Below are 18,933 nucleotides of genomic sequence, written 5' to 3' on the forward strand. Positions count from 1 at the left end.
CGTTGACAGGCCCGGACCGCGGTTCTACGTTCGCAGCAGGCGCCGGGGGGCGAAGATGGCGGATTCAGCGGGGTTGGAACGGCTCGGACGGGGCTGCGCGCGGCGTCCGTGGGTGGTCATCGTCGTGTGGCTGGTGGTCCTGGCCGGCACGGTGGTCGCCGACCGGGTGTGGGGCGGGACGTACAGCGACGACTTCACCCTGCCGGGCACCGAGTCCGGCCAGGGCAGCGACCTGCTGGTCGGCCACGGCGTCGCGGCCAGCGCGTACTCGGCGCGACTGGTGTTCCAGGACGACGACGGGCTGGCGGCACAGGACGACGCCGTCGACCAGGCGGTGGCCGATGTCGCGGACGTCGAGCACGTGCTGGCCGTGTCCGACCTGGTCGCGGCGCCGGACGGCACCGTCGGCTACGTCACCGTCCAGTTCGACGGCAACCCGGGCGCGTTCGGATCGACGTTCGTCGATGACGTGGACGCGGCGGTCGAGCCGGCCCGGGACGCGGGCGTCGACGTCGACTACACGGGGGCGCTGGGCCAGGCCGCCGAGCCGGCCCCGGACGACCGGCGCTCGGAGGGCATCGGGATCGCCGTGGCGGTCGTCGTGCTGCTGGTGGCGTTCGGCAGCGTGCTGGCCGCGGTGCTGCCGATCGCGTCGTCGGTCATCGGGGTGCTGGCGGCGCTGAGCCTGCTCGGGCTGCTGGCCGCCGGCGTCGACTTCGCGACGGCGTCGCCGACGCTCGCCGCGATGCTGGGGCTGGGCGTCGGCATCGACTACGCACTGTTCCTGACGACGCGGCACCGGCAGCGGCTGCTCGACGGCGCCGACCCGGTCGCCGCGGCCGGGCGGACGGTCGCGACCAGCGGCAGGTCGGTGCTGATCGCCGCGTCGACCGTCGTCATCGCGCTGTCCGGGCTGTGGGCGACCCGCATCGGCTTCATCGGCAAGCTCGGGCTGGCCGCCACGGTCGCCGTCGTCGTCGCCGGGGTCGCCGCCGTGACGCTGGTGCCCGCGCTGCTCGGCCTGGCCGGACGGCGGATCGACCGGCTGCGGGTGCGGACGCCGGTGGCCGAGGAGTCCGGCGACGGATCCGCGTCGGGCTGGCGGCGGTACGCGCTGGCTCTGGACCGCCACCCGTGGCGCTACCTGCTGGCCGGCGTGCTGGTCGCCGGGATCCTGGCGGTGCCGACGCTCTCGCTGCGGCTCGGGCACGTCGACGACGGCGCCTCGGCGCAGGGCAGCACGACGCGCGAGGCGTACGACGCGCTCGCGGCCGGCTTCGGGGCCGGCGCGAACGGCCAGTTCACCGTCGTCGTCGAGGTGGGCGACGGCGACGACGGCGCGACCATCGGGGCGAACCTGCAGAGCGCGATCGCCGGGACCGACGGGGTCGAGGCCGTCACCGACTTCACGCCCAGCCAGGACGGCGCCCTGCAGGTGGCGACGGTGACGCCGTCGACCCGGCCGCAGGACGCCGCCACCGACGACCTGCTGCACACGCTGCGCGACGACACCATCGCGCCGCTGCTGGCCGGCTCGAACACGACGGCGTACATCACCGGCCTGACGGCGGCGCAGCTGGACTTCCGCGACCTCGTGGCCGAGCGGCTGCCGGAGATCATCGCGATCGTCGTCGGCGCGGCGTTCGTCGTGCTGCTGCTGTCGTTCCGCAGCCCGGTGCTCGCGGTGAAGGCGGCCTTGCTCAACCTGCTCTCGATCGCGGCCGCGTACGGCGTGGTCGTCGCGGTCTTCCAGTGGGGCTGGGGCTCGTCGCTGCTGGGCGTCGACCAGCCGGTGCCGATCGAGTCGTACGTCCCGATGATCATGTTCGCGATCGTGTTCGGGCTGTCGATGGACTACGAGGTGTTCCTGCTGTCGCGGGTCCGCGAGGCGTGGCTGGCGACGGGGGAGAACCACGGCAGCGTCGCGACCGGGCTGGCCGTGACGGCGCGGGTCATCTCGTCGGCGGCGCTGATCATGATGAGCGTCTTCTTCGCCTTCGTGGCCGCCGACGACGTCGTCATCAAGATGCTCGCGGTGGGGCTTGGGTTCAGCGTGCTGATCGACGCCACCGTCATCAGGCTGCTGGTGGTGCCGTCGGCGATGTTCCTGCTCGGTGACCGGTGCTGGTGGCTGCCACGCTGGCTGGACCGCATGCTGCCGCACCTGGAGCCCGAGCCGGACCTCAGCCGGTCGGGGGCGTCGGGCCGCTGACCAGCGTGCCGGTGGCGTACATGCGGTGCGACGAGCCGAACCGCGGCCAGCACGTGGTGAGCGTGATGCGCTGCTCGGTCGGCTCGGTGTCGCTCGGCTCGCCGGGCACCGGGTCGACCACCCACACGTCGGAGATGTCGATGCGGTTGCCGTCGCTGTCGCCGTCGGGGGCGTCGTCGAGCTGGTAGACGTAGACGCCGTCGGCCATCTCGATCTCGATGGTGTCGCCGACGCGCAGGTCGGGGAAGTCGGCGAACGGCGACAGGTGCCCGGAGCGGTGCGCGGCGATGCCGACGTTGCCCAGCTCGCCGGGGTTCACGGTGTCGGGGTAGTGGCCGGGCCCGCGGGCGAGGTCGTCGGCCAGCACGCCCTGCACGACGGTGAACTCCCAGTCGTCGCCGAAGCGGGGGATGCGCAGGATGCCGTACGCATCGCCGTCGGCCAGCAGGTCCGGGTCGGGCGGCGGCGTGCCGGGCTCCACCTGACCCCACTGCACGCCCAGCTCGTCCTCGAGCGCGTCCTGCGCCTGAGCGGTCTGGATGCCGGTGCCCCAGATGATGTAGACGACGAAGAGCAGGACCAGTGCGCCCGCGGTGAGGAGGAGCTCGCCGATGCCCCCGATGACGACGGCCCAGGCACTGCGGCGGGGCCGGGTGCTGACGCGCTGGTGCGCGTGTCGTGGCATACCCACGACCCTAATAGCGCGGCGGCTAGAGTCGAACACGTGTTGATCGCCGAGGACCTGCTGCTGCTCGCGTATGACGACGAAACGGGCAAATCGCTCATCGATGCGACGAGGCTCGAGTACGGGCTGGCCGGCGCGCTGCTGCTGGAGCTGTCGCTGCAGGACAAGGTGACGGTCGCCGGGCCGGGCGAGGCGGTCAAGCGCGACCGGCTGGTGCTGCGCGACACCGCGCCCGCCGGCGACGACGTGCTCGACCACGCGCTGGCCCTGCTCTCCGACGACCAGGGCGCCAAGCCGAAGAACGTCCTCGGCCAGTTGCGCAAGGGCACCCGCGACCGCCTGCTGCGCCGGCTCGCGGAGCGCGGGCTGCTGCGCGAAGAGGCCGGCAAGGTGCTGGGCATCTTCCCGACGACCCGCTGGCCGGCCGCCGACGCGTCGCACGAGGCGGCGGTCCGGCAGCGGCTGCGGGACGTGCTGGTCACCGGCCTCGAGCCCGACCCGCGCACCGCCGCGCTCGTGTCGCTGCTGCTCGCCGTCGACGGCCTGCGCAAGGCGGTCCCGTCCGAGGACCGCCGGGCGGTGAAGCGGCGGGCCAAGGAGATCTCCGAGGGCGCGTGGGCCGCCGACGCCGTCAAGAGGGCCGTCCAGGAGGTCCAGGCCGCGGTGACCGCGGCCATCGTCGCCAGCACCAGTGCCGCGGCGGCGGCCGGCAGCAGCTGACTAGAGTTCCACGGGTGACCGCCGACCTCGACGACCGCCTCGCCCGGGCCCGCGCCGCCGCTGCCGCCGCGGGCCTCGACGCCCTGCTCATCACGCCCGGCGCCGGCCTGCGCTACCTCACCGGCTACCACGCCATCCCGCTCGAGCGGCTCACCTGCCTGGTGCTGCCGGTCGACGGGACGGCGTCGCTGGTGGTGCCCGCGCTGGAGGAGCCGGCCGCCGTCGCGTCCGGGGCGGCCGAGCTGGCGCTGGAGGTCCGGACGTTCCAGGAGACCGACGACGCCGTGGCGCTGGCTGCTGGGCTGCTGCCGGGCGCCCGCCGGGTCGGACTGGACGACCGGATGTGGGCCGAGAAGGCGCTGCGGTTCCGCGGCGCGATGCCGTCGGTCGAGCAGGTCGCCGCCGGGCCCGTGCTCGCGGAGCTGCGCATGCGTCAGTCGGCCGCCGAGGTCGAGCTGCTGCGCGAGGCGGCCGACGCCATCGACCGCGTGCACGCCCGCATGGGCGAGTGGCTGCGGGCCGGCCGCACCGAGGCCGAGGTGGGCCGCGACATCGCCGCGGCCGTGCTCGCCGAGGGGCACGCGACCGCCGACTTCGTCATCGTCGCGTCCGGGCCCAACGGCGCCAGCCCGCACCACGAGACCAGCGGCCGCGTCATCGCGGCCGGCGACCCCGTCGTCGTCGACATCGGCGGCACGACGGCGGCCGGCTACTGCTCCGACTCCACCCGCGTGTACGCCGCCGGCGAGCCGTCCGAGGAGTTCCGGACGGCGTACTCGGCGCTGCAGGCGGCGCAGGAGGCCGCGGTCGCGCACGTCCGGCCCGGTGTGACGGCGGAGTCGGTCGACGCGGCGGCGCGCTCGGTGCTGGATGCGGCCGGGCTGGGGGAGTACTTCATCCACCGCACCGGCCACGGCATCGGGCTGGAGACGCACGAGGAGCCGTACATCGTCGCGGGCAACGCCCTGCCGCTGGAGCCGGGCATGGCGTTCTCCGTCGAGCCCGGGTTCTACCTGGCCGGACGGCACGGCGCGCGGATCGAGGACATCGTCGTGACGACGGCGGACGGCGTCGAGGCGCTGAATCGGCGGCCGCACGAGCTGGTGATCCTGGATACGTGACATTGCGGACATAGCGCCGAAACCGTTGCGCGCGAGCGTGGTCGCGATCCGTTCCGACCATCTCGAGGAGCGACATGGCGCCTATCCCACCGACCGATGCGGAGCTCGACGTCATGATCCGGGCCCGGCTCGCCGCCGTCGGCATCGACCTGGACCAGCTGCCGCCCGGCACGGCCGCCGACCCGGAGACCGGCGCGCCCGGCCGGGCCGCCGTCCTGGCGTCGTTGCGCTCGTTCGCTCGCTCGTCGCTGGGCGAGATCAGCGCCTGGGTGCCGCCGGCGCCGGCCGGCACGCCCGCTGAGCAGGCCGTCGAGCTGTCACAGCAGGCGGCGCCGATGCTGTACCCGTCCATCAGCAGCGCCTGGCGGGACGCGTGACGGCGCCGTCGGAGGCGGGCGGCGGCCCGCAGGACGTCCACGTCGACCGACGCTCGTTCGTCGCCCGGATGGCCGTGCTCTCCGCGGGCGCGGCCGTCGCCGGGACCGTCGGGCTGCCGCGGGTCGCGTTCGGCGGGCCGGCGGCGGTGCGGACCCGGACCGGCCCGCACCCGGACGCCTACACGTCGCCGCGGCCGGAGGCGGTGGCCGATCCGACCGAGCTGACCATCGCCGAGGCGGCCTACCTGCTGCGTGCCGGGCGGCTGCGGGCCGAGACGCTGGTCGAGGCGTACCTGGCTCGCATCGCCGCGTTCGACGACGTCTACCAGGCGTTCAACCTGGTGCTGACGGAAGAGGCGGCCGCGGCGGCCCGGAGGCTGCGGCGCGGCCACTACCACGGCCCGCTGCACGGGATGCCGCTGGCGATCAAGGACAACTACTACACGGCGGGCGTGCCGACGACGGCGAACTCGTACGTCTTCGCCGACTTCGTGCCGCCGTTCGACGCCACGGCCGTCGCCCGGCTGACAGCGGCCGGTGGGATCGTGCTCGGCAAGACGCAGATGGGCCCGCTGGCGACCACCCGCGCGACTACGCCGAACGGGGTCGTGACGACGGTGAACGCGTGGACGCCGGATGACCCGTCGACCAACCCCGGCGGCTCGTCCACCGGGACGGGGACGGCGGTGGCCGGGCGGCTGGCGACGTCGGGCATCGGGACGCAGACCGGCGGGTCGATCACGGCGCCGTCGAACGCGCAGAACCTCACCGGGCTGAAGCCGACCATGGGCCGGGCGTCGCTGTACGGGATCGTGCCGCTGACGTACTCGCGCGACCACCCCGGCCCGCTGGCCCGCGACGCCAAGGACGCGGCGATCATGCTGGCGGCGATGGCCGGCTCGGACCCGAACGACCCGCGTACGCAGGGGCTGCCGCCGGTGCCCGACCTCGTCGCGGCCGCCACGCCGGCGTACCGCGGCAGGCGACTGAAGCTGCGCTGGCCGACGCGGATCGGCGTCATCCCTGGGTTCGTCTCCGGCACCAGCGCGACGGCGGCCGCGCGGCGGGCGTTCCTGGACACCCTGGCCGGCGTCGAGGGCGTCTCCGTCGTGGACGTGACGCTGCCGGACGAGTGGGACCTGCTCACCGGCCGCTTCAACGACGTCCGGCTGCCCGAGCGGGCCGAGCCGTTCGTGCCGTACCTGCGCCAGGACCTGCGGCTGTTCGGGGTGTCGCTGACCAGCTGGCTGCAGGGCGCGCTGATGGGCGCCGACGAGTACGTGACGGGGCAGCGGGCCAAACTGGTGCTGCTCGACCGCGTGCTCACCGACCTGTTCGACCAGTGCGACGTCGTCGTGCAGACGTCGCCGGTGCCGTTCGACATCATCGGGCTGCCGGAGCTGGCGCTGCCGATCGGATTCTCCGGCGGTCAGCCGGTGGGCACCATCCTCGGCGGCCGCCCGTACGCCGAGGACCGGCTGCTTGCCGTCGCGGCCGCCTACCAGTCGCTGACCGACTGGCACTGGCAGCGTCCGCCCGATCCCGCCGCGACGCCCGCCGGGGCGCGGTCGCTGGCCACCGCCGGTGCGCGTCCCCGGCTGACGGCCGAGGAGGCCGCCGAGCAGTCGCAGTAGGCGTTCCTTGATCATCGGCGATCCCTGGCGCTCCCACGCCAGCGATCGCCGATGATCATGGGAGCGGGGCGCTCAGGCAGCCGGCGGGATGTTGTGGGTGTACTGGAACACGTTGTCGGGGTCCCACGTGCGCTTGATGTCCTGCAGCCGCTGGTAGGCGCCGTCGGAGAAGGCCGACTTCACCACCTCGGGCGACGAGCCGGCGGCGAGGAAGTTGAACGCGCCGACCGGCCGCGTGTGCCCGTCGAGCGCCGCGAAGCCCTCGTCGAGGCGCTGCCGGACGGCGGCCAGCTGCTCCGGCGAGGCGGCCAGCGCGTTCGCCGCGCCGATGTACGGGGTGTCGCGGTGGGAGAGCGGGCTGTCCTGGTCCTTCGCCGCGGCGCCGCCGAGGTGGCGGACGTCGATGCCCGGCACCGGCGAACCCGGCGCCACGAGGTCGAGCAGCGCGCCGATGGTGTCGTCGGTCAGGTCGCTCAGCCCGGTGCTGCGCCCGGCCGTCGGCATGGGGTCGGTGGGCTCGTTGCCCGACAGCGCGGCCTCGAGGTACGTCTGGGTGCGGAAGCCGCCCATCAGCGGGTCGCCCAGCTCGGCCAGCAGCGGGTCGAGCGCGGAGCCGTCGTCGCCGGCGATGGTGGCCCGGAACATGGCGACGTGCTGGCCGCGCAGCGGCTCGGGCACCGCCGGGATGGGCGGGAACGACATGACCATGACGGCGGACGTGACGTCGTCGGAGACCTGGCCGGTCCAGTCGGCCCACGCGCGCAGCACCTCGGCGGCCCGCGCGCCCGGGTAGATCAGCGAGCCGTTGTGCACCGCCGGGACGTCGTAGAGCCGCACCTCGAGCGACGTGACGACGCCGAAGTTGCCGCCGCCGCCCTTGAGCGCCCACAGCAGGTCGGGGTTGTCGTCCTGGCTGGCCCGCACGAGCGAGCCGTCGGCGGTGACGACGTCGGCGGCGACCACGCTGTCGGCGGCGAAGCCGAACCGGCGCATCAGCAGGCCGATGCCGCCGCCCAGGCTGTAGCCGACGGCGCCGACGGTCGGCGCGGTGCCGGACAGCCCGGCCAGCTGGTGCGGCGCGGCCTCCTCGAGGACGCCCCGCCAGCGCGCGCCGGCGTCGAACCGGGCGACCTTGCGCTCGGCGTCGACGTCGACCCCGGTCAGCCGGGTGACGTTGAGCACCACGCCGTCGTCGTTGGGCCGCACGGCGCCGTGGCCGGAGGACTGCACGGAGAACGAGACGTCGTTCTCGCGGGCCAGCCGGACCGCCGCCTGGACGTCAGCGGCGGTCTCGGCCACCACGACGACCGCGGGGCGCTGGTCGATGAGCAGGTTCCACGGCCGCCGCACGTCGTCGTAGCCGTCGTCGCCGGGCGCGTAGGCCCGGCCGGTGAGCGTCGAGCGGAAGCCGTCGAGGTCGATCATGGGACTCTCCATCCGGGTGCAGTGTTCATGGGTGCCCGGCAACAGTGTGCCGGTCGGGTCCGACAACGGGACGGATGGAACCGGAGAAGTGTGACAGTCAGCTGGTCAGCGCCTTGATGGCCAGGTCGGCGTCGGCCTTGGTGGAGTAGAGGTGGAACGACACCCGCAGCCGCCCGCCGCGCACCGCCGCCCGCACTCCGGCCGCCGCCAGCCGCTCCTCCGCGCCCGGCACGTCCACGGACACGATCGCGGAGTCGCCCGGCGCCAGCCCCAACCCGGCCCGGAACCGGTTCGCCAGGCCGACGTTCCAGCCGTGCACGGCCTCGACGGTCACGTCCGCCAGCAGCTCCAGCGCCGGCGCCGCGCCGACCCACGAGAACCACGCCGGCGACAGGTCCAGCCGCCGGGCGTCGTCGGCCAGCCGCAGCGGCGGCCCGTAATACGACGCGAACGGGTCGTCGCCGGCGAACCAGCCCGCCTGCGACGGCACCACCCGCGCCCGCAGCTGCGCCGTCGTCACCAGGAACGCCGTGCCACGCGGCGAGAGCTGCCACTTGTAGCCGCCCGCCACCAGCGCGTCGAACCGCCGCGCGTCGACCGGCAGCCAGCCCACCGCCTGGGTCGCGTCGGCGACGGTGACCGCGTCGGCCGCCCGGGCCGCCGCCAGCACGCCGTCGACGTCGGCGACCACCCCGCTGGCCGACTGCACGACGCTGAACGCGACGACGCCGACGTCGGGCGTGACGTGGGCCGCGAGGTCCGCCGCCGGCACCGTCCGCACCACGACGCCGCGATGCGCCTGCGCCAGCCACGGGAACAGCAGCGACGTGAAGTCCTCCTCGGGCGCCAGCACGACCGTCCCGTCCGGCACCGACGCCGCCAGCTGACCGACCAGCTGCGACACCTGCGCGCCGGTCGTCACGTCGTGCTCGTCGGCGTCCACCAGCCGCGCGAACGCCGCCCGCGCCCGGGCCGTCGACTCGCCCCAGCCCTCCCACGACACCCGCCCGTGCCGCCACTCGTCCAGCGCCGCCTGCAGCGCCGTCCACGCCGTCGACGGGGGCAGCCCGTAGCTCGCCGTGTTCAGCCAGCCCGGCTCAGGGCTGAACAGGGATCGCGCTGCGGCAAGGTCCATGCGGCCATCGTGCCAGCGTGGCGTGGACGGGGTGCGGGGCGGGCCGCCAGTAGAGTGCACCCGTGGAGGACATCGACAGGAAGATCGTGGCGCTGCTGATGCGGGACGGCCGGATGAGCTACACCGATCTCGGCAAATCGACCGGCCTGTCCACGTCGGCCGTGCACCAGCGGGTCCGCCGGCTCGAGGAACGCGGCGTCATCCGCGGCTACTCCGTCGTCGTCGACCACGAGGCCGTGGGCCTGCCGCTGACGGCGTTCATCTCCATCAAGCCGATCGACCCCAGCCAGCCCGACGACTCACCGGACCGGCTGGCCGGCGTCCCGGAGATCGAGGCCTGCTACTCCGTCGCCGGCGACGAGAGCTACATCCTCAAGGTGCGGGTCGGGCGCCCCGCCGACCTCGAGGACCTGCTCGCCCGCATCCGCTCGTCGGCGAACGTGACCACCCGCACCACCATCGTGCTCTCGACGCCGTACGAGAACCGCCCGATGACGGCGTGAGTCGCGGCGGGTAGACGGTGAACGGAGAGCTCGCGGTGATCGCGGCCGTCGCCGCGCACGGCTCACGATGGCTCGCCACACCTGGCACGGAACCGCCGCCCGGTCCAGCCTGCTGGCGGCCCTGGCGGAGATCGGACGGTTCGCCGAGGACTCCGGCCTCGGCGAATGGTCACCATGGTTCACCAGGGCGCGAGCGCTGCTCGACGACGAGGATCCCGTGCCCCCGTACCACGGGGACCTGCTCCCGGATGACAGCCCGCTCGGGCTTCGGCAGCTGGCCGCGGCGGCCGTGCAGGCGTGGGTGTTCGGAGGCATGGGTTCCTGGAACGACCTCGGTTTCGGGGACGACGCAGTGCAGGCCGGCTACGAGCGATCGACCCGGAAGCTCTACGACGCGATCCGGGACGCGGTCGCCGCGTCCGCCAGCGGCGTCAGCTGAAGGCGCTCTCACCGGTCAGCGCCTGGCCGATGACGAGTTGGTGCACCTCGCTGGTGCCCTCGTAGGTGAGCACCGACTCCAGGTTGTTGGCGTGGCGCAGCACCGGGTACTCCAGGGTGATGCCGTTGGCGCCGAGGATCGTGCGGCACTCGCGGGCGATCGCCAGCGCCTCGCGGACGTTGTTGAGCTTGCCCAGGCTGACCTGCTGCGGCGTCAGCTTCTCGGCGTCCTTCAGGCGGCCGAGGTGCAGGGCGAGCAGGTAGCCCTTCTGCAGCTCCAGCGCCATGTCGGCCAGCTTGGCCTGGGTGAGCTGGAACGACGCCAGCGGCCGGTCGAACACCTCGCGGGTCTGCGCGTAGGAGATGGCGGCGGCGAGGCAGTCGCGGGCCGCGCCCAGCGCGCCGAAAACGATGCCGAAGCGGGCCTCGTTGAGGCAGGACAGCGGCCCCCGGAGACTGGACACCTCCGGCAGGACGGCGTCGGCGGGCAGCCGGACCCCCTCGAGGACGAGCTCGCTCGTCACCGAGGCCCGCAGCGACAGCTTCTTGCCGATCTTCGGGGCCGAGAACCCGGGCGTCCCCGCCGGCACCAGGAAGCCGCGCACGGCACCGTCGTCACAACGGGCCCAGACGACGGCGACGTCGGCCACGGTCCCGTTGGTGATCCACATCTTGGTGCCGTCGAGCACCCAGTCGTCGCCGTCGCGGCGGGCGCGGGTGCGCATGCCGGCCGGGTTGGAGCCGAAGTCGGGCTCGGTGAGGCCGAAGCAGCCGATCAGCTCCCCGGCGGCCATGCCGGGCAGCCAGCGCTGCTTCTGCTCCTCAGACCCGAACTTCCAGATCGCGAACATCGCCAGCGACCCCTGCACCGACACCAGCGAGCGGACGCCGGAGTCGCCGGCCTCCAGCTCCATGCAGGCCAGGCCGTACGAGACGGCGTTGGTGCCGGCGCAGCCGTAGCCGGTGAGGTGCATGCCGAGCAGGCCGAGCTTCCCGGCCTCCAGCGCGAGCTCCCGGACGGCGCCTTCGGACAGCCCGTCCTCGTACCAGTCCGCGATCGACGGGCGGACGCGGTCGTCGACGAAGTGGGCGACGGCGTCGCGCAGGTCGCGCTCCTCCTCGCTGAGCAGGTGCTCGACGCTCAGCAGCTCCAGGGGCGAGGTCATGTCACTCCTTCTCGGCCAACTCGACGGCGGCCCTCTCGATGTCCTGCTCGCCGAGCAGGACGTGGTTCGCGGCGGCACCCAGCGGCACGAAGCTGTCGTGGCTGGCGACGCGGGCGATGCGGCCCTCGTAGCCTGACTCCACCAGTGCGGTGACGACGCCTTCGCCGACGCCGCCGGAGTGCCGGGTCTCGTCGGCCACCAGGACGCGGCCGGTGAGGTTGGCCTCGCGGACGATGTCCTCCACCGGCAGCGGCGCGAGCCAGCGCAGGTCCAGCACCTGGGCGCTGATCTTCCGGTCGGCCAGCCGCCGGGCCACCCGCAGGCTCATCGGCACGCCGTTGCCGAACGTGACGATGGTGAGGTCGGCGCCTGATCCGTGGACCCGGGCCCGGCCGATCGGCGCGTGCTCACCCCCGTCGAGCACGAGCCAGCCGCCGTCACCGTCCTCGTGCAGGTCACGGGTGTGGTAGAGCGCGATCGGCTCGAGGAACGCCGACACCGTCCCGTCGACGGCGGCCGCGGCCAGGCAGGTGCGCAGCATGGCGGCCGCGTCGTCGCCGCGGGACGGGCAGGCGACCACGAGGCCGGGGATGTCGCGCAGCACGGCGACGCCGTTGTCGTTGTGGAAGTGCCCACCGAAGCCGCGCTGGTAGGCCAGCCCGGCGATGCGGACGACCAGCGGGTTGCGGTACTGCCCGGTGGAGAAGAAGGACAGCGACGCCGCCTCGCCGCGCAGCTGGTCCTCGGCGTTGTGCAGGTAGGCGAGGTACTGGATCTCTGGGACGGGCAGCAGCCCGGCCAGTCCCGCGCCGAGCCCGAGGCCGAGGATCGACTGCTCGTCCAGCAGCGTGTCGAAGACGCGGGCGCGCCCGTGCTTGCGGGCCAGGCCGCGGGTGACGCCGTAGACGCCGCCCTTGCGCCCGACGTCCTCGCCGAACACGACGACGCGGTGGTCGCGGCCGAGGGCGGAGGACAGCGTCGCGTTGATCGACTCGGCCAGCGTGGCCGGCTGGTCCGCCCGGGCCTCGTCGTACAGGCCGGCGGCGGCCCGGGCGACGGCGTCGGGCGTGCGCGGGGCGAGCGGCGCGACGATCTCCGTCGCCGAGCCGAGCGTGCGGGCGCCCCTCAGGTCGTCGGCGACGGCGTCGACCTCGGCCCGCAGCTCGCGGTACCGGCCGATCAGCTCGGCGGGCGTCGCGGCGCCGGCCGTGACCAGCGCGCGGGCGGTGCCGAGGATCGGGTCGCGGGCATGGTCGGCAGCGATCTCGGCCGGCGTGCGGTAGCCGATCTCGGCGTCGCTGCCGGCGTGCCCGAGGTAGCGGACGGTGCGCAGGTGCAGGAACGCGGGCTTGCGCTCCTCACGGACGTAGCCGGCCGCCCGCCGCGCCGCCGTCAGCGCCGTCGCGGTGTCGGCGCCGTCGGCCTGGACGTAGGTGAGCCCGGGCCGCGCCCCGTACGTCGTCGCGATCCAGCCGGCCGGGGTCGGGACGGAGATGCCGATGCCGTTGTCCTCGCAGACGAACAGGATCGGCGCCGGCAGCCCTTGGAACGCCGTGTTCAGGGCGGTGTTGACGGCGCCGACGGCGGTCGAGTGGTTGGCCGAGGCGTCGCCGAACGAGCAGACGACGACCGCGTCGTCCGGCCAGGCCGCCGGCGCGCCGAGCCGGTGCGCCCGGTGCAGCGCGACCGCCAGCCCGACCGCGCGCGGCAGGTGCGAGGCGATGGTGGACGTCTGCGGGACGATCGACAGCGCCGCGTTGCCGAACACCTTGTGCCGGCCGCCGGCGATCGGCTCGTCGGCGGCGCCCATGAGGCTCTGCAGCACGTCGCGGACCGGCGTCGAGCCCTCGACCTGCGCCGCTCGGGCGGCGTAGAAGCCGCCCGAGCGGTAGTGCAGCAGCGCCGGGTCGTTCGGGCGCAGCGCCGTCGCGACGACGGCGTTGGACTCGTGCCCGGCCGAGCCGATGGTGTAGAAGCCGCGCCCGGCCGCCCGCAGCTCCCGCGCGACGACGTCCAGGTGCCGGCTGGTCACCTGGGCGTCGAAGATGCCGCGCAGCACGTCGGCGTCGACGGTGCTGGGGTTCGCGGCGACCGGCAGTGCGTCGATCGCCGCGAGCAGCGACTCCTCGAGCGCGGCCGGCGTGCTCACGACTCGTCGAGCCGGAAGCCGAGGTCGGCGTCCAGGTCGGCGACGTCCATCTGCGCCTTCTGCAGCCGGCCGGAGTAGTCCCAGTTCACCGACTGCCAGCGGGTGAACTGGTCGAGCACCCACATGCCGGACTGCCGCGACCCGTTGCCCGACTTGCCGTTGCCGCCGAACGGCAGGTGCGCCTCGGCGCCGGACGTGGAGTTGTTGATGCTCACCATGCCGGCGGAGATGCCGCGCCGGTACGCGAACGCGTCGGCCGGGTTCGTCGTGTAGATGCTGCTGGACAGCCCGTAGCCGGGCGCGTTGGCGAGGTCGATCGCCTCGTCCAGCGTGCTGTAGGTCGTGACGCCGACGATCGGGCCGAACGTCTCCTGGTCGAACAGCTCGTCGCCGGGACGGACGCCGTCGACCACCACCGGGTGGTAGAAGAGGCCCTTCGCGGGGTCGCCGACGAAGCCGTCGCGCGGGTTGGCGCCGGTGATGCGGCCGGTGCGGCCGAGCACGGTGTGCTGCGGCTGGACCCAGCCGAGGAACTTCTCGTACCGCTCGGCGAACTTGGCGTCGAGCAGCGGGCCCATGAGGACGTCCTGCGACGGGTCGCCGACGGCGGCGGCGTCGACCGCGGCGGCGTAGCGGCGGATGAACTCCTCGTGCAGCGACTCGTGCACGATGACCGTCCCGAGCGACGTGCAACGCTGGCCGGCGGTGCCGAAGCCGGAGAACAGCGCCCCCTCGACGGCGAGGTCGAGATCGGCGCTGGGCGCGATGACCAGCGGGTTCTTGCCGCCCAGCTCGAGGCACGCCGTCTGCAGGTGGCGGCCGGTGAGCGCGCCGATCTCGCGGCCCACCTCCGACGACCCGGTGAACCCGACCTTGTCGATGTAGCCGAGCTCGAGCGACTCCTGCAGGCCGGCGTACGTCTCGGCGCCGTCGGCGTGCACCAGGTTGAACACGCCGTCGGGCAGCCCGCCGCCCTTGACGAACAGGTCGTGGAACGCGTTGGACACGACGGCGGAGTACTCGGCCGGCTTCCACACGATGGTGTTGCCGGCCAGCAGCGCCGGGACGATGTACCAGGACGGCACCGCGACCGGGAAGTTGCCGGCGGTGATGACGGCGACGGTGCCGACCGGGTTGCGGAACGTGAACAGCTGCTTGTCGGGCATCTCGCTGGGCACCGTCTGGCCGTACAGCCGGCGGCCCTCGCCGAGGAAGAAGTCGCAGGTGTCGACGATCTCGCGCACCTCACCGAGCGCCTCGGCGTACGGCTTGCCGATCTCGCGGGTGACCAGCCGGGCCAGCGACTCGGCGTTCTCCTCGACCACCCGGCCGATGTGCGCGATGGCCCGGCCGCGGACCGGCGCCGGGACGTCGGCCCAGGCGCGCTGGGCGTTGTGGGCGACGACCGCGGCGGCGGTGAAGATGCGCCCCGGCGCGAGGCTCACCTCGCCGACGACGTCGTCGAGGTCGGCCGGGTTCAGGCTGGCGACGGTGCGATCGCCGGGGACGGCCTTGCCGTCGACGACGGAGGTGACGGTGCGGGTCACAGTGGTTCTGCTCCTCGGGTGCTCAGCTGACACGGGCGACGGCGCGGCCGAACGCCGCGACGGCGAGGTCGATCTCATCATCGGTCACCGACAGGGCGGGACGGAAGCGGATCGCCCGCTCGCCGCAGGGCAGCGCGATGACCTGCTCGTTCTCGCGGAGGTCCGCGGTGACGGCGTCGCGCGTGGCGCCGTCGGGCAGGTCGGCGGCGACCATGAGGCCGCGGCCGCGCACGTTGCTGACGGCGCCGGTCTCGGCCGCGACGGCGCGCAGGCCGGCGACGAACCGCTCGCCCTTCGGGCCGGCCGCGTCGATCAGGCCGTCCTGCTCGATCAGTTCCAGCAGCCGGCGCGACCGCACCATGTCGGCCAGCCCGCCGCCCCACGTCGAGTTGATGCGGCCCGACACGGCGAACACGTTGTCGGCGACCTCGTCGACGCGGCGGCCGGCCATGACGCCGCCGATCTGCACCTTCTTCGAGAACGCGACGACGTCGGGCTGCAGGCCGAGCTGCTGGTACGCCCACGCCGTGCCCGTCGTGCCGGTGCCGGTCTGCACCTCGTCGACGATGAACAGCGCGTCGTGCTCGTGCACCAGCGCCTGCATGGCCTGCAGGAACTCGGGGCGCATGTGGTTGTCGCCGCCCTCGCCCTGGATCGGCTCGCAGATGAACGCGGCGATGTCGTGCGGGTGGATCTCGAAGGCCTGACGGGCCTGCTCGAGCGCGTGCCGCTCGGCCGCCTCGACCTCGTCGAGGTGCTCATCGAGCGGGAACGTGATGGCTGGGACGTCGATGCGCGGCCAGTCGAACTGCGGGAACCGCGCCGTCTTGTTCGGCTCGGTGTTCGTCAGCGACATGGTGTAGCCGCTGCGGCCGTGGAAGGCCTTCGTCAGGTGCATGACACGGGTGCCGAGGGCGGCGTCGCGGCCGTGCGCCTCGTTGTGCCGGCTCTTCCAGTCGAAGGCGACCTTGAGCGCGTTCTCGACGGCGAGCGCGCCGCCCTCGACGAAGAACAGGTGCGGGAGCTCGGGGTCGCCGAGCACGCGGACGAACGTCTCGGTGAACTCGGCGAGGTGGACGGAGTAGATGTCGGGGTTGGCCGGCTTGTTGGCCGCGACCCGGGCGAGCAGATCCATGAACGCGGGGTCGTCGACGAGTCCCGGCGGGTTGCAGCCCAGCGGCGCGGAGGCGAAGAACGTGTACATGTCCAGGTACCGCTTGCCGTCACGCGCGTCGACCAGCCAGCTGCCCTGGCTGGCGTCGGTGTCGAGGACGAGCTTGAAGCCGTCCGTGAGCAGATGCTTGCCGAGAATCGCGTGGACCTCGTCCGCGGTGATGGTGAGCTGTTCGGCCACGATCGGTGAACCTCCTCGAACCCGGGTACGGTGACAGAAGACGTCCCTCGTGAGGCTCGCCTGGACGTAATTCTTGCGTTGATTAGCTGTCAAAGCAAGAAGACATCCCGTTACGGTCTAGCCCGAATGGGGGCTTTTCAGTCGAGATCTCGCTGCAGCAGGACGGTGTCGAGCCAGCGGCCGTGCTTGCGGCCGACGGCGCCGAGCCGGCCGGCCTCGGTGAACCCGAGCGAGCGGTGCAGCGCGAGCGACGGGTTCGCGCCGCCCTCGTCGACCACGACGGCGATCAGCCGGCGGAGTCCGGCCGCCGCGCCGGCGTCGATGAGCGACGTCATCAGCAGCCGGCCCAGGCCGCGGCCGGTGTGGGCGGGGGAGAGGTAGACGGTGTTCTCGGCCGTGTACCGGTAGGCCGGCTTGGGGCGCCAGGGCGCGGCGTACGCGTAGCCGGCGACCGTGTCGCCCGCGGTCGCGACCAGGAAGGGCAGCCCGCGATCGGTGAGATCGCCCAGCTTCTGTGCCCAGTCGGCGACCGTGGGCGGCGTCTCCTCGAAGGTGACGACGCTGGTCTCGACGTAGTGGGCGAAGATCGTGGTGACGGCGGGCAGGTCGGCCGCGGTCGCGGGACGGATGGTCGTCGACGTCGATTCACTATAGAGAACCACACCTCATTATAGTGAACGGCATGGATCTCGTCGCGCTGGGCCGCCGCATCACCGATGCCCGCCTGCAGCGGTCCCTGCCGATGTCCGCCCTCGCCGAGAAGTCCGGCGTCAGCGCCAGCATGATCTGGTCGGTGGAGCGCGGCCGCAAGGCGCCCACTGTCGTGGTGCTGGACCGCATCGCCAAGGCGCTGGGCACGCCGATGGCGACGCTGCTCGATCCCGGCGACGTGCGGCGGGTCATCGTGCGCCGGGCGGCCGAGCAGGACGTCGCCGTCGCCCCCGACGGCTGGCGCCGCACGATCCTGACGCCGGTCGTGCCGGGGGTGAACTTCGAGTGGGTCCGGACCGAGCTGCCGCCCGGCGCCGCGCCCGGCGAGTACCCCGCCTACGCCGCCGGCTCCCACGAGTACGTCGTCGTCGAGACCGGCCGCCTCCGCCTCACCCTCGCCGACGACGCGCACGACCTCGCCGCCGGCGACTCGATCTACTTCGCCGCCGACGTGGCGCACACCTACGCCAACCCTTGGGACGTGCCGTGCTCGTACCACGTGGCCGCCCTGATCATGCGGCCGCGGAGTTGATGGCGCCGCTCGTCCGCGGGGATGTTGCCGAGTGGGCCGTCCCCCTGCTGCCCATTGTCTTAGCCGTGAACGCGCGCCTCAAGTCCGACGCCTTTGCTGGTTGCGGTGGTCTGTGGCTGGGGGCTCTGGACTTGACCCGCGCGTCCCCGGCCTAAGTACGTGTTGGGAAAGTGGTTCGGCGTGCCTGCGTGACTGATGTGACGGACGTGGTGATTGTGGTGGTTCATGGACACGTCGTCGACACCGCGGTACCCGTCGGATCTGACCGATGCGCAGTGGGAGTTGATCGCGCCGATGGTGCCGGTGAAGCCGGGTGGGCGTCCGGCCAAGCATGCCCGGCGCCGGATCGTGGACGCGATCTTGTACGTGAATCGGACGGGTTGTTCGTGGCGGCAGTTGCCGCACGACTTCGCGCCGTGGGACACGGTGTACTGGTACTTCAAGACCTGGAACGAGGCCGGGGTGACCGACCGGATCCACGACGCGCTGCGCGCTGCGGTTCGTGATGGGAACGGGCGTGACCCGATGGCCAGCGCAGGGATCGTGGACGCCCAGTCGGTGAAGGGCGCGGACACCGTCGGGCGCGACAGTCGGGGCTACGACGCTGGTAAGAAGGTGAACGGCCGCAAACGCCACATCGTCACCGACACCCTCGGGCTGCTCATCGTGGTGCTGGTCACCACGGCCGGTCTGCAAGACCGCGTCGGCGCCCGCCCGGTGCTGGCGCGGGCGAAGATGGCCATGCCCTCGATCGCGCTGGTCTGGGCCGATGGCGGCTACGTCGGCAAGCTGATCGCCTGGGCCCAGCAGCACTGCCGCATCCTGGTCGACATCGTGCGCAAACCCGAGGGCCGGCACACCTTCGAAGTCCTCCCGCGCCGCTGGGTGGTCGAACGAACACTGTCCTGGCTGATGCGAACCCGACGCCTGGCACGCGACTACGAACGCCTCCCCGAACACTCCGAAGCGATGATCAAGTGGGCGATGATCGGCCTCAGACCCGACGCCTGGCACCCGCGCCCGGACGACGCCCATGGCAACCCGCGCACCCCAGATAGCACCTTTCCCAACACTTACTAAGAACTCGGCAGCTATCAGGGGGACGGGGGAGGTGTGGCGACGGGCGGGTCATGGTCTGGCGTTACGTCGTGGTCTGCCGTTACGCGAAACGGCGGATTCGGGGCTCACGGCGTGACTAGGGACCAGGACGTAACGGCAGACCAG

Annotated in this window: 17 protein-coding genes; 9 read left to right on the forward strand and 8 right to left on the reverse strand. The window is 73.0% G+C overall.

The annotated features are described in order from the left end of the window. Positions 1-55 precede the first annotated feature (55 nt). Positions 56-2,212 carry an MMPL family transporter gene (locus BLV05_RS21030; RefSeq protein ID WP_046768430.1) on the forward strand — a complete coding sequence of 719 codons (2,157 nt, stop codon included), beginning with the start codon at positions 56-58 and terminating at the stop codon, positions 2,210-2,212. On the opposite strand, the gene BLV05_RS21035 is transcribed toward BLV05_RS21030, so the two are convergent. After that, positions 2,184-2,897, reverse strand: a complete 714-nt coding sequence (locus BLV05_RS21035; protein ID WP_046768429.1) for a class E sortase — start codon at positions 2,895-2,897, stop codon at positions 2,184-2,186. The genes BLV05_RS21030 and BLV05_RS21035 overlap by 29 nt on opposite strands. Positions 2,898-2,936: 39 nt before the next feature. On the opposite strand from BLV05_RS21035, the gene BLV05_RS21040 reads away from it, so the two are divergent. The 4 genes from BLV05_RS21040 (at position 2,937) to BLV05_RS21055 (ending at position 6,749) form a co-directional block, all read left to right on the forward strand. After that, entirely contained in the window at positions 2,937-3,617 is a 681-nt protein-coding gene (locus tag BLV05_RS21040; RefSeq protein WP_046768428.1) for a GOLPH3/VPS74 family protein, read from the forward strand. Between the two features lie 14 nt (positions 3,618-3,631). Continuing rightward, positions 3,632-4,738: a M24 family metallopeptidase gene (locus BLV05_RS21045; RefSeq protein WP_231948577.1), complete on the forward strand. Its 1,107-nt coding sequence runs from the start codon at positions 3,632-3,634 to the stop codon at positions 4,736-4,738. A 74-nt stretch (positions 4,739-4,812) separates the two neighbouring features. Next, complete coding sequence (locus BLV05_RS21050) at positions 4,813-5,115, forward strand: hypothetical protein (protein WP_046768427.1); 303 nt, start codon at positions 4,813-4,815, stop codon at positions 5,113-5,115. Further along, on the forward strand, positions 5,112-6,749 hold the full coding sequence (locus BLV05_RS21055) for an amidase (protein ID WP_046768426.1): 1,638 nt from the start codon (positions 5,112-5,114) through the stop codon (positions 6,747-6,749). Before BLV05_RS21050 ends, BLV05_RS21055 begins: the two co-directional genes overlap by 4 nt. 72 nt (positions 6,750-6,821) lie before the next feature. Here BLV05_RS21055 and BLV05_RS21060 read toward each other — a convergent pair whose 3' ends face one another. Continuing rightward, complete coding sequence (locus tag BLV05_RS21060; protein ID WP_046768425.1) at positions 6,822-8,174, reverse strand: FAD-binding oxidoreductase; 1,353 nt, start codon at positions 8,172-8,174, stop codon at positions 6,822-6,824. 97 nt (positions 8,175-8,271) lie between these two features. Further along, positions 8,272-9,309 carry an aminotransferase class V-fold PLP-dependent enzyme gene (locus BLV05_RS21065; RefSeq protein ID WP_046768424.1) on the reverse strand — a complete coding sequence of 346 codons (1,038 nt, stop codon included), beginning with the start codon at positions 9,307-9,309 and terminating at the stop codon, positions 8,272-8,274. A gap of 62 nt (positions 9,310-9,371) precedes the next feature. Between BLV05_RS21065 and BLV05_RS21070 the strand changes: the two genes are divergently transcribed. Together BLV05_RS21070 and BLV05_RS21075 are read left to right on the forward strand one after the other, a co-directional pair. Next, on the forward strand, positions 9,372-9,812 hold the full coding sequence (locus tag BLV05_RS21070) for an Lrp/AsnC family transcriptional regulator (RefSeq protein WP_046768423.1): 441 nt from the start codon (positions 9,372-9,374) through the stop codon (positions 9,810-9,812). Positions 9,813-9,879: 67 nt separating this feature from the next. Further along, positions 9,880-10,251: a hypothetical protein gene (locus BLV05_RS21075; RefSeq protein ID WP_046768422.1), complete on the forward strand. Its 372-nt coding sequence runs from the start codon at positions 9,880-9,882 to the stop codon at positions 10,249-10,251. Here the strand turns inward: BLV05_RS21075 and BLV05_RS21080 are convergent. The 5 genes from BLV05_RS21080 to BLV05_RS21100 all read right to left on the reverse strand — a co-directional run bounded on the left by BLV05_RS21080 (position 10,244) and on the right by BLV05_RS21100 (position 17,128). Continuing rightward, positions 10,244-11,416: an acyl-CoA dehydrogenase family protein gene (locus BLV05_RS21080; protein ID WP_046768421.1), complete on the reverse strand. Its 1,173-nt coding sequence runs from the start codon at positions 11,414-11,416 to the stop codon at positions 10,244-10,246. The two genes, BLV05_RS21075 and BLV05_RS21080, sit on opposite strands and share 8 nt — an antisense overlap. 1 nt (position 11,417) lies before the next feature. Further along, positions 11,418-13,565, reverse strand: a complete 2,148-nt coding sequence (locus tag BLV05_RS21085) for a thiamine pyrophosphate-dependent enzyme (protein WP_052762386.1) — start codon at positions 13,563-13,565, stop codon at positions 11,418-11,420. Next, the gene (locus BLV05_RS21090) at positions 13,562-15,112 is read right to left on the reverse strand and encodes an aldehyde dehydrogenase family protein (protein ID WP_046768420.1); all 1,551 of its coding nucleotides are present in this window, start codon (positions 15,110-15,112) and stop codon (positions 13,562-13,564) included. The genes BLV05_RS21085 and BLV05_RS21090 overlap by 4 nt, the downstream gene beginning before the upstream one ends. Before the next feature lie 22 nt (positions 15,113-15,134). Next, entirely contained in the window at positions 15,135-16,466 is a 1,332-nt protein-coding gene (gene lat, locus BLV05_RS21095; protein WP_046768419.1) for an L-lysine 6-transaminase, read from the reverse strand. Positions 16,467-16,603: 137 nt separating this feature from the next. After that, positions 16,604-17,128, reverse strand: coding sequence for a GNAT family N-acetyltransferase (locus tag BLV05_RS21100; protein ID WP_046768418.1), 525 nt, complete (start codon positions 17,126-17,128; stop codon positions 16,604-16,606). Between the two features lie 20 nt (positions 17,129-17,148). Here BLV05_RS21100 and BLV05_RS21105 point away from each other — a divergent pair, with 20 nt between their 5' ends. Both BLV05_RS21105 and BLV05_RS21110 read left to right on the forward strand, forming a co-directional pair. Then, on the forward strand, positions 17,149-17,709 hold the full coding sequence (locus BLV05_RS21105; RefSeq protein ID WP_046768562.1) for a helix-turn-helix domain-containing protein: 561 nt from the start codon (positions 17,149-17,151) through the stop codon (positions 17,707-17,709). A gap of 225 nt (positions 17,710-17,934) precedes the next feature. Then, on the forward strand, positions 17,935-18,789 hold the full coding sequence (locus BLV05_RS21110; protein ID WP_231948578.1) for an IS5 family transposase: 855 nt from the start codon (positions 17,935-17,937) through the stop codon (positions 18,787-18,789). Positions 18,790-18,933: the final 144 nt, after the last annotated feature.

Source organism: Jiangella alkaliphila, assembly GCF_900105925.1.
Classification (GTDB): domain Bacteria; phylum Actinomycetota; class Actinomycetes; order Jiangellales; family Jiangellaceae; genus Jiangella; species Jiangella alkaliphila.

What these genes read in the sequence shown, in the direction of transcription:
- BLV05_RS21030 (WP_046768430.1), top strand. Translation starts at nt 56, where the DNA reads ATGGCGGATTCAGCGGGGTTGGAACGGCTCGGACGGGGCTGCGCGCGG.
- BLV05_RS21035 (WP_046768429.1), bottom strand. Translation starts at nt 2,897, where the DNA reads ATGCCACGACACGCGCACCAGCGCGTCAGCACCCGGCCCCGCCGCAGT.
- BLV05_RS21050 (WP_046768427.1), top strand. Translation starts at nt 4,813, where the DNA reads ATGGCGCCTATCCCACCGACCGATGCGGAGCTCGACGTCATGATCCGG.
- BLV05_RS21060 (WP_046768425.1), bottom strand. Translation starts at nt 8,174, where the DNA reads ATGATCGACCTCGACGGCTTCCGCTCGACGCTCACCGGCCGGGCCTAC.
- BLV05_RS21065 (WP_046768424.1), bottom strand. Translation starts at nt 9,309, where the DNA reads ATGGACCTTGCCGCAGCGCGATCCCTGTTCAGCCCTGAGCCGGGCTGG.
- BLV05_RS21075 (WP_046768422.1), top strand. Translation starts at nt 9,880, where the DNA reads ATGGCTCGCCACACCTGGCACGGAACCGCCGCCCGGTCCAGCCTGCTG.
- BLV05_RS21080 (WP_046768421.1), bottom strand. Translation starts at nt 11,416, where the DNA reads ATGACCTCGCCCCTGGAGCTGCTGAGCGTCGAGCACCTGCTCAGCGAG.
- BLV05_RS21105 (WP_046768562.1), top strand. Translation starts at nt 17,149, where the DNA reads ATGGATCTCGTCGCGCTGGGCCGCCGCATCACCGATGCCCGCCTGCAG.
- BLV05_RS21110 (WP_231948578.1), top strand. Translation starts at nt 17,935, where the DNA reads ATGGACACGTCGTCGACACCGCGGTACCCGTCGGATCTGACCGATGCG.